General features: G+C 39.7%; 6 protein-coding genes. 3 read left to right on the top strand and 3 right to left on the bottom strand.

From position 1 onward, the window contains the following. The first annotated feature begins 34 nt into the window (after positions 1 to 34). Genes WC743_RS25390 through WC743_RS25400 form a run of 3 tightly spaced genes read left to right on the top strand, consistent with a single transcriptional unit; the run spans position 35 to position 4,278 of the window. Positions 35 to 2,551, top strand: coding sequence for a phosphocholine-specific phospholipase C (locus WC743_RS25390; RefSeq protein WP_373016357.1), 2,517 nt, complete (start codon positions 35 to 37; stop codon positions 2,549 to 2,551). Positions 2,552 to 2,575: 24 nt separating this feature from the next. Beyond that, positions 2,576 to 3,424: a metallophosphoesterase gene (locus WC743_RS25395; RefSeq protein WP_373016358.1), complete on the top strand. Its 849-nt coding sequence runs from the start codon at positions 2,576 to 2,578 to the stop codon at positions 3,422 to 3,424. A 20-nt stretch (positions 3,425 to 3,444) separates the two neighbouring features. Then, the gene (locus WC743_RS25400; protein ID WP_373016359.1) at positions 3,445 to 4,278 is read left to right on the top strand and encodes a hypothetical protein; all 834 of its coding nucleotides are present in this window, start codon (positions 3,445 to 3,447) and stop codon (positions 4,276 to 4,278) included. A 123-nt stretch (positions 4,279 to 4,401) separates the two neighbouring features. Here the strand turns inward: WC743_RS25400 and WC743_RS25405 are convergent, their stop codons facing one another. The 3 genes from WC743_RS25405 to WC743_RS25415 all read right to left on the bottom strand — a co-directional run. Next, positions 4,402 to 4,989, bottom strand: a complete 588-nt coding sequence (locus WC743_RS25405) for an HD domain-containing protein (RefSeq protein WP_373016360.1) — start codon at positions 4,987 to 4,989, stop codon at positions 4,402 to 4,404. Positions 4,990 to 5,096: 107 nt separating this feature from the next. Next, positions 5,097 to 6,839, bottom strand: a complete 1,743-nt coding sequence (locus WC743_RS25410) for an ATP-binding protein (RefSeq protein WP_373016361.1) — start codon at positions 6,837 to 6,839, stop codon at positions 5,097 to 5,099. A 328-nt stretch (positions 6,840 to 7,167) separates the two neighbouring features. Continuing rightward, a partial coding sequence (locus WC743_RS25415) for a sigma-54 interaction domain-containing protein (RefSeq protein ID WP_373016362.1) occupies positions 7,168 to 7,918 on the bottom strand: 751 nt, incomplete at its 5' end.

Below are 7,918 nucleotides of genomic sequence, written 5' to 3' on the forward strand. Positions count from 1 at the left end.
ACACTGAATTTTAGACGGTCATAAAAATATATAAATGGATTCGAGGAGAGAGTTTCTAAAAAAAGCGGCCTTATTATCAGGTAGCACTGCCATGATGAACCTGTTACCATCTGCTATACAACGGGCAATGGCAATAAACCCTGAAATGGGCAGTACTTATCTGGATGCAGAGCATGTAGTTATACTTATGCAGGAAAACCGCTCTTTTGACCATTGTTTTGGTACCCTGCAGGGGGTAAGGGGGTTTAATGATCCAAGGGCTATAAGTTTACCTGATCAAAAGCCGGTATGGTTTCAAACGGATGCCGTAGGTAATACCTATTCGCCTTTTAGGCTCGATATAAAAAATTCAAAAGTTACCTGGATGGGGGCGTTGCCGCATTCGCGTTCAAGCCAGGTAGATGCAAATAACTTTGGCAAGTTTGATAAATGGCTCACCACAAAACGATCTGGCAATAAAAGCTATGCGGATATGCCATTAACGCTGGGCTATTATACCCGGGAGGATATCCCTTTTAACTATGGTATGGCCGATGCTTTTACCGTGTGCGATCAGAATTTTTGTTCGGCCATGACCAGCACTACACCTAACCGTTCTTTCTTTTGGACGGGTAAAATTACGCATGAAGAAGATGGTATCCCCAAAGCAAATATTCGCAATACAGATTATAGCGCGGCAAAACTGCCCTGGGAAACTTTCCCTGAGCTACTGGAGCAAAATAATATCCCCTGGAAATTTTATCAGAATGAGTTAAGTACGGGTGGCGGCTTTACAGGCGAACAAAGAAGTTGGCTGGCTAACTTTGGCTGTAACCTTTTAGAGTTCTTTAAAGCTTATAATGTTAAGTTCTCTGAGAAATATATACAAGGCTTGCAAACCCAGGTTGAAACACTGCCTAATGAGATCTTAAAGCTACAGGGGCAGGATACTACAAATGTTAAGATAAGCGTAAGCATAAAAAAGAAACAGGAAGTATTGGATAATGCCCGTGCCGAACTTACCAAATGGAATAAAGAGAGCTATGAAAAGTTATCTGCAAAAGAGAAGAGCCTGTACAAGCGCGCCTTCACTATAAATTCAGGCGACCCGGATTATAGAGATATCATAGAAATGACCTATGATGACAAAGGTGAAAAGCGCAAGGTAACAGTGCCTAAGGGAGATTTCCTGTACCAGTTTCGTCAGGATGTAAATAAGGGTGAACTTCCGGTAGTTTCATGGCTTGCACCTTCTGCAAACTTTTCAGATCACCCAAGTGCGCCATGGTATGGTGCCTGGTTTGTATCCGAGATACTGGATATCCTGACAAAGAACCCCGAGGTTTGGAAAAAAACCATATTTATTGTTACCTATGATGAGAACGATGGTTACTTTGACCACGTTCCGCCTTTTTCTATTCCTGATAATAAAATACCGGGAACCGGTAAGGTCACAGCCGGAATAGAAACCGAAATTGAACATGTTCGCCTGGCAAACGAATTAAAGCAGGGTATACCTAAAAAGGAAGCCCGCGAAGCACCTGTAGGCCTTGGTTTTAGGGTGCCAATGGTTATTGCTTCTCCATGGAGCAGGGGCGGTAAGGTGTGTTCAGAAGTTTTTGATCATACTTCTACCCTGCAGTTTTTGGAAGGGTTTGTAAACAAAAAGTTTGGTAAGCAAATTAAATTAAACAACATCAGTGAATGGCGCCGTACTATTTGCGGTAACCTTAATTCGGCATTTACCCCATACAATGGTACCCAATTAGAGAAGATTCCATTTCTGAACAGGGATACCAATGTAAAAACCATTTATAACGCTAAATTTAAGCAAGACCCTGCCGGCTTTAAAAAGGTATCGGAGTCAGAGATCTCGCAATTTAGTACACAACCATCGTTAGCGTTACAGGAAAAAGGTGTACGCCCTGCATGTGCGCTGCCTTATGAACTATATACCGATGGTGGTTTAAGTGACAATAAAAAGAGTTTTGAAATAAAGCTTGCGGCCGGCAATACGATTTTTGGTAAAGATGCCGCAGGTTCGCCATTTACCGTGTATGCCCCTGTTAAATTTAACGACGAAACCAGCAAAGATGAGATCTCCAGAAATTGGTCGTTTGCTGTTGCCGCGGGTGATCATTTAACTTATAACTGGCCTGTTAACTCTTTTGAAAACAGCCGTTACCATCTTCGCGTTCATGGCCCTAATGGCTTTTACCGGGAGTTTATTGGCGATAAAAGCAATCCGCTTATAAAAATAACCTGTAGCTACGAAAGAAGCAAAGCCGGTGCTGGCAAATTAACAGGTAACCTGGTGGTTAACATTATTAATAATGATAGCAAGCCACACCACATAGTTATAAATGACAATAGTTATAAAGCAGGCAGTATTGATAGAACAATTGCCGCCAACAGCAAAAGCGCTGTAGTTATTGATCTTGCAAAAAGTTTTCAATGGTATGATATCAGCGTAAAGCTGAACGGTAATAACACATTTGAAGAGCGCTTTGCCGGTCGCGTTGAAACCGGTGCGCTTACCAAAACAGACCCGTTAATGGGTGGTATTGTTTAACAATCTTAATAAGTTAATGAACACATGAGCGATAGACGAAAATTCATCAAGTCGGGCCTGATAGGGATAGCAGGTATTAACCTTTTGCCCGCTGTTAATTCATTTGCAGGTGAGCCTGTTTATAATCCTGATAGTGCTGCAAATTTTAAACTGCGTTTTGCTATTGCTTCAGACGGGCATTATGCACAGCCAGGTACAGAATCGGACGTATTTTATGCCGATCTGGTAAAATGGTTGGGTAAGGAGCATAAAGAGAATCATTTGGATATGGTGATCATAAACGGGGACCTGGTGCATAACCGGCCAGATCTGTTGAAAAAAGTTAAAGAGACCTATCTGGATAAATTGCCTGTGCCTTATTATACCATCCCCGGTAATCATGATTTTGCTGATGCTGCAATATGGAAAAACGTTTTTGGTTATGAAGACAAGTACGTTGTAGACAAAGGTGATATTGGTTTTGTGTTTGCTAACACTGCAGATACAAAGGGAGGCTATGTGTGCCCTGATTATAATTTTTTAAAGGCCTCATTAGATCAGCTCAAAACAAAGAGTATTGTGTTTGTGATATTACATATCCCTCCGCACCAGTGGCTGCCCGAAGATAAAGGCATATTTGTTGATTGCCCTCAAATTATTGAGCTGCTGCATAGTTACCCCAATATTAAGGCTACATTTCATGGGCATGACCATTCATTAGATGGCATCCGTTATACCGGGAAATTACCCCATTTATTTGATTCGCATTTTGGCGGCAACTGGGGCACCGAGTACAAAGGTTATCGCATTGTAGAGGTTTCAGTAAACAACCAAATAGCTACTTACCAGGTTAATGCCAGCCAAAATCCAAAACTGAATGCAAATAAACTTTAAAGCTCTAATTCTTTAATTATATGAAAAATACATTTACCTTATTATTACTTGTGCTGATTGCTATTTCAGCAAAGGCGCAAAACGGTTCAGATATGAAAACGTTTGGATCAACCCAAGTTGCACCGCAGCCTTTTATGTTTTCAGTTAATACACTCACCGCAAATGCCCCTGCATGGAGTGTAAATTATGCAAGCAGTTATGGCGAACGTGCAACCGGTCCGTTTGGTTATGATGGTATGGACCACCAACTGGCTATAAAGGGTTACCTGGGCAACCGTTTTACCTTTTACGCAAACACCGCTTTGGGTTTTGCCCGTAATGGCAGTGTAAACAGCTCGCAACAGGCCGAAGTATTACATGATTTTGTTGGAGGAACGCAAACGCACGGCGCACGTTTTGGTTTAGGCTTAGGTGTGAATCGCGATTTTACTAATGTGGCTGCCATCTTTAGCAGGGTTACTGCTTCTGTTGATCTAGCTTCATGGCGCTTAGGTGGTAACTTAAGATTTGAAAAGGCTTTTGATAAAGCACGCGATGGTATTGACCTGGTTACCAGTGTTGGCTTTCAACACCGTATCACAGGCCCGTTTTTTGCCGGCGTAGAGGCCGTGGGCGAAGATCTGGAAGGCTTTTGGGAAGCTGATGAAGCAGAAGGCGGTGCCAAGCTGTTAGTAGGCCCATCAATAAATATGACTCCAAATAATTCGAGGTTTTCTTTTTCAGTTTGTGGTGGCCCCGTTTTTTATGCAACCCGCAGTACGGTGATCTCTTCAACTGCCATAAGAGATGTTGGTACACTTGCATCTCAAAACGGTTATACAATTAGGGCCATGGTTTCTTTTAATTTGCGTTAACCTTATGCCAGTTCATTTTTTTATAAGTCGGTTAAGCCCTTTAATCGACTTATAAAAAAATGAATCTGTTTAAAAGCAAACCGCCTTTAATTAAGAGCTTAATAAATTAGAGGAAATAAATAATTAAAGCTTTAGCAGCTTATCTATATTGCTAAGCTTGTGATCCTGTAAAACAGATTTACCGTATTCTGTAAAATATTTATGCTTTATCAGTAAATTAAGGTTTAGCTCTTTCCATTCTTCATCACTATATTTTTTGCCCAACTTTACTTCCCATTCCATTTTTAAACGCAAGGCAAAGTTTAAATAAGCATCGTCCGCTAAATGATACATATCTGCATCGCACATAATCTCCTGCAGCAGGCTTTGCGGATTTTGAGGCATTTTTGTTGAGTTAATACAGGCTACAACGTTATTAATAAAATTTTCATCACAATTTTCCTGCTTTAAAAAAGTTGCAGCTATAGCAATACTATTATCCTCGTGCCCGGTATAAGCATAACAATAGCCGGTGTCATGAAACCACGCTGCTATTTTTAAAACAATAGTTTCTCCCTTGCTTATTTTGCTTTGAAGGCCAATTTGAGTTGCCGCGTTTACAACGTATTGGGTGTGTTGCAAATTATGAAAATGCATGTTTTGAGGTAGCTGCCTATCAAGTAATGCTTTTACGAACTTTGCTGCATTGTTAACCAATTTTTCTGAACCCATAGTAATTATAAACTGGCGTATATATAACTACAGATACTGGAGAAATTCTGAATTTAATGCTCTTATTATAAAAATGATTTGAATTTTTTAGAAATATTAGCAGCAAATTATGCCGGCAAACTAAAATAGAACCGGCTACCCATTCCAATTTCACTTTCAAGTCCAATTTGCCCGCCTTGCGCATTAATGAAATCTTTAGAAATTGCTAAGCCCAAACCCGAACCTGATTTATTTTGTCCATCTGTTGGTACTTGAAAATAACGGTCGAACAGGCGTTTCTGGTATGTTTCATCAATACCTTTACCAAAGTCTTTTACAGAGAATTCAACCAGGCCATTCTGTGTTTTTACCTGTATAACGATCTTTGATTTTTCGGCGCTATAACGTAATGCATTGGATAGAAAATTAACCAGTACCCAGGCAGTTTTCTCTATATCAACATGCACATCGGGCAATTTTTCATCCTTTAAGATCTCCAGTTTTACCTGTTTTTGATTTGCCAGGAATTGGATAGAAGTTATGGCATAATCAACTATTTGCATTGGGTTTACCGGTACAAAGTTGAGCTGGATATTGCCCGTTTCTACCTGAGATAATTCAAGCAGTTCGCTGGTGATTTTAAGCAATCGGTCATTGTCGTCTTTAATATGGTTAATGAGTTGCTCCTGTTCGGCATTAATGGCACCTACGCGCTGATCATTCAGCAATTTCAGGCTCATTTTTATGGATGCAATGGGGGTTTTCAACTCATGAGATATAGTGGCTATAAAATTGGTTTTAGCCTCATCGCGTTCTTGAAATTCGGTGATGTTTTTGAGGATATATACTTTGCCGGCAGATTGATTTGCCAATTGAAGCACGCCTTTTGTTTCGCCCATGTTAGGCACTACAATATCGCTGCTTTGCATCTGAAAGAACAATTCCCTGCCACCCAGTACTATTTTAAAGGGTTTAATGGTGGCATCATTTTTCAGAATAGATTTAAAAAGGTCATTGCTTTTTATAAGCTGATCAGTGTTTTGGCCTATTACTTTATCATCCGTAATATTTAAAGTTTTACGGGCGGTATCGTTCATGAAAAGTACTTCTTGTTTTTCGTTTATGCCAATAATGGCATCCTGCATTTGCTCAATTATAGTTTCAATGCGGCGCTTTTCAGATATAACGGTAGCCAAATTGCTGTTCTCCCAATCGTTTAAGCGGGCGGCCATTTGGTTGAAAGCATTTGCCACTTCAGAAAATTCATCGTTTTGCTCAAAATGGAGGCGCTTGCTGTAGTTTTTTTGTCCAATCTCACGGATACCTTCCAGCAATGCACGTAAAGGGTCAGCAATAAAACCAGGGAAATTTACACTAAAGCTAAACAGTACCAAAAAGGTAAAAGTGCCCACTAAACCTAAAAATAATGTAGCCCTGTTTACAGATGCACGGGCATTGTCATTTTTACGTACAATAGCATGCATGTTTAATCTTTCTATTTCTCGCAGGTTATGCCTTATGTCTCTTATAAATTGTGTGTTTACAGCATTTTCTTTTGATTTTTTAAATGATTCAAAAGTATTGCGTAAGTTTTTGGTGATTTCTTCTTCACCAGGCTCGGTTATGTTATGTTCCTGTTTTAAAAGGTACTGGTTAAATTTTGTGGTGGCTGCTATGCTAAACGGTAAATCATTATCATCCAAAACAGTATGCATCTCGCGGGCAAAGCTTAAAGATTCATAGTTGTTTTTGAGAATACCTTTGGCATTTTCAGATATATCGCGGATATAGAACAGGGCTGTTGCGCCAAAAAGCAACACTATTATAAATAAAAAGCCAAATCCCAGCCGGAGCTTTGTTCTTACTTTCATGATTATATCATTAAATCAGTTTCTGTTTTTGCAATATTGTTCTGCAACCCGTTAAATATAGCTGTTCTAAATATCACCTGTCATAATTTGAGTGCGGCTTGCCTATGCAAATATGTCCCACTTCTTATTTTTTATTTAGTAATAGCTATACAGATGCCAATTTTTTGAATGATTGCTTAAGTATTTGTTTATGAGTTTATTAAATTGTGACCAAGCCTGGATGCAATAACCCTGAAACAAAAAAACAATCCAAAATGAAATGGTCAATTATCAATATGAAAAGATAGCTGTTAAATATCTAATATGGATACGACTAAGAGAAAGTTACCTACAAGCCATACTCGTCTATTTTACGATAAAGGGTAGTTAAGCCAATTCCTAATAATCGTGCAGCTTCGGTTTTATTGCCTTTGGTATAATTTAGTACTTTACTTATATGCTGTTTCTCGATGCTTTGCAGGTCAAAAGCGTTACTGTCAGCATTTTGATTGTTAAACTGCTGGGGCAATGTATCGCGGGTAAGGGTATCATCAGCCAATATTACTGCACGCTCCATTACGTTTTTCAACTCACGGATATTGCCTTTCCATTGATGCCTTTCAAGCAAGTTTAAAAACTCATGGGGCATATTAACAACTTTGCCTGCCTTGTCTGCAAAGAATTTAAGATAGTATTTGGCCAGAAGTTCAATATCATCTTTACGTTCATTTAAAGAGGGGAGGTTGATAGTGAAAACTGATAAACGGTAAAACAGATCCAGCCTGAACCTCCCTTCTTCGGCATCCTTTTGAAGATTACGATTGGTGGCGGCCATAATGCGAATGTTCACCTTGGTGGTTTGTGTATCGCCCAGTTTAATGAATGTTTTACTTTCCAGCACGCGCAAAAGTTTGGCTTGAAGCTCCAGGCTCATCTCGCCTATCTCATCTAAAAATATGCTGCCGTGATGAGCTTCCTCAAATAACCCTTTTTTGTCTTTTACAGCTCCGGTAAAGGCACCTGCTTTGTATCCAAACAATTCGCTTTCCAACAATTCGCCGGTAAAGCTGCTGCAATTAATAGCTACAAAAGGCATTTGC

It is taken from the genome of Mucilaginibacter sp. (genome assembly GCF_041660805.1).
GTDB lineage: Bacteria > Bacteroidota > Bacteroidia > Sphingobacteriales > Sphingobacteriaceae > Mucilaginibacter.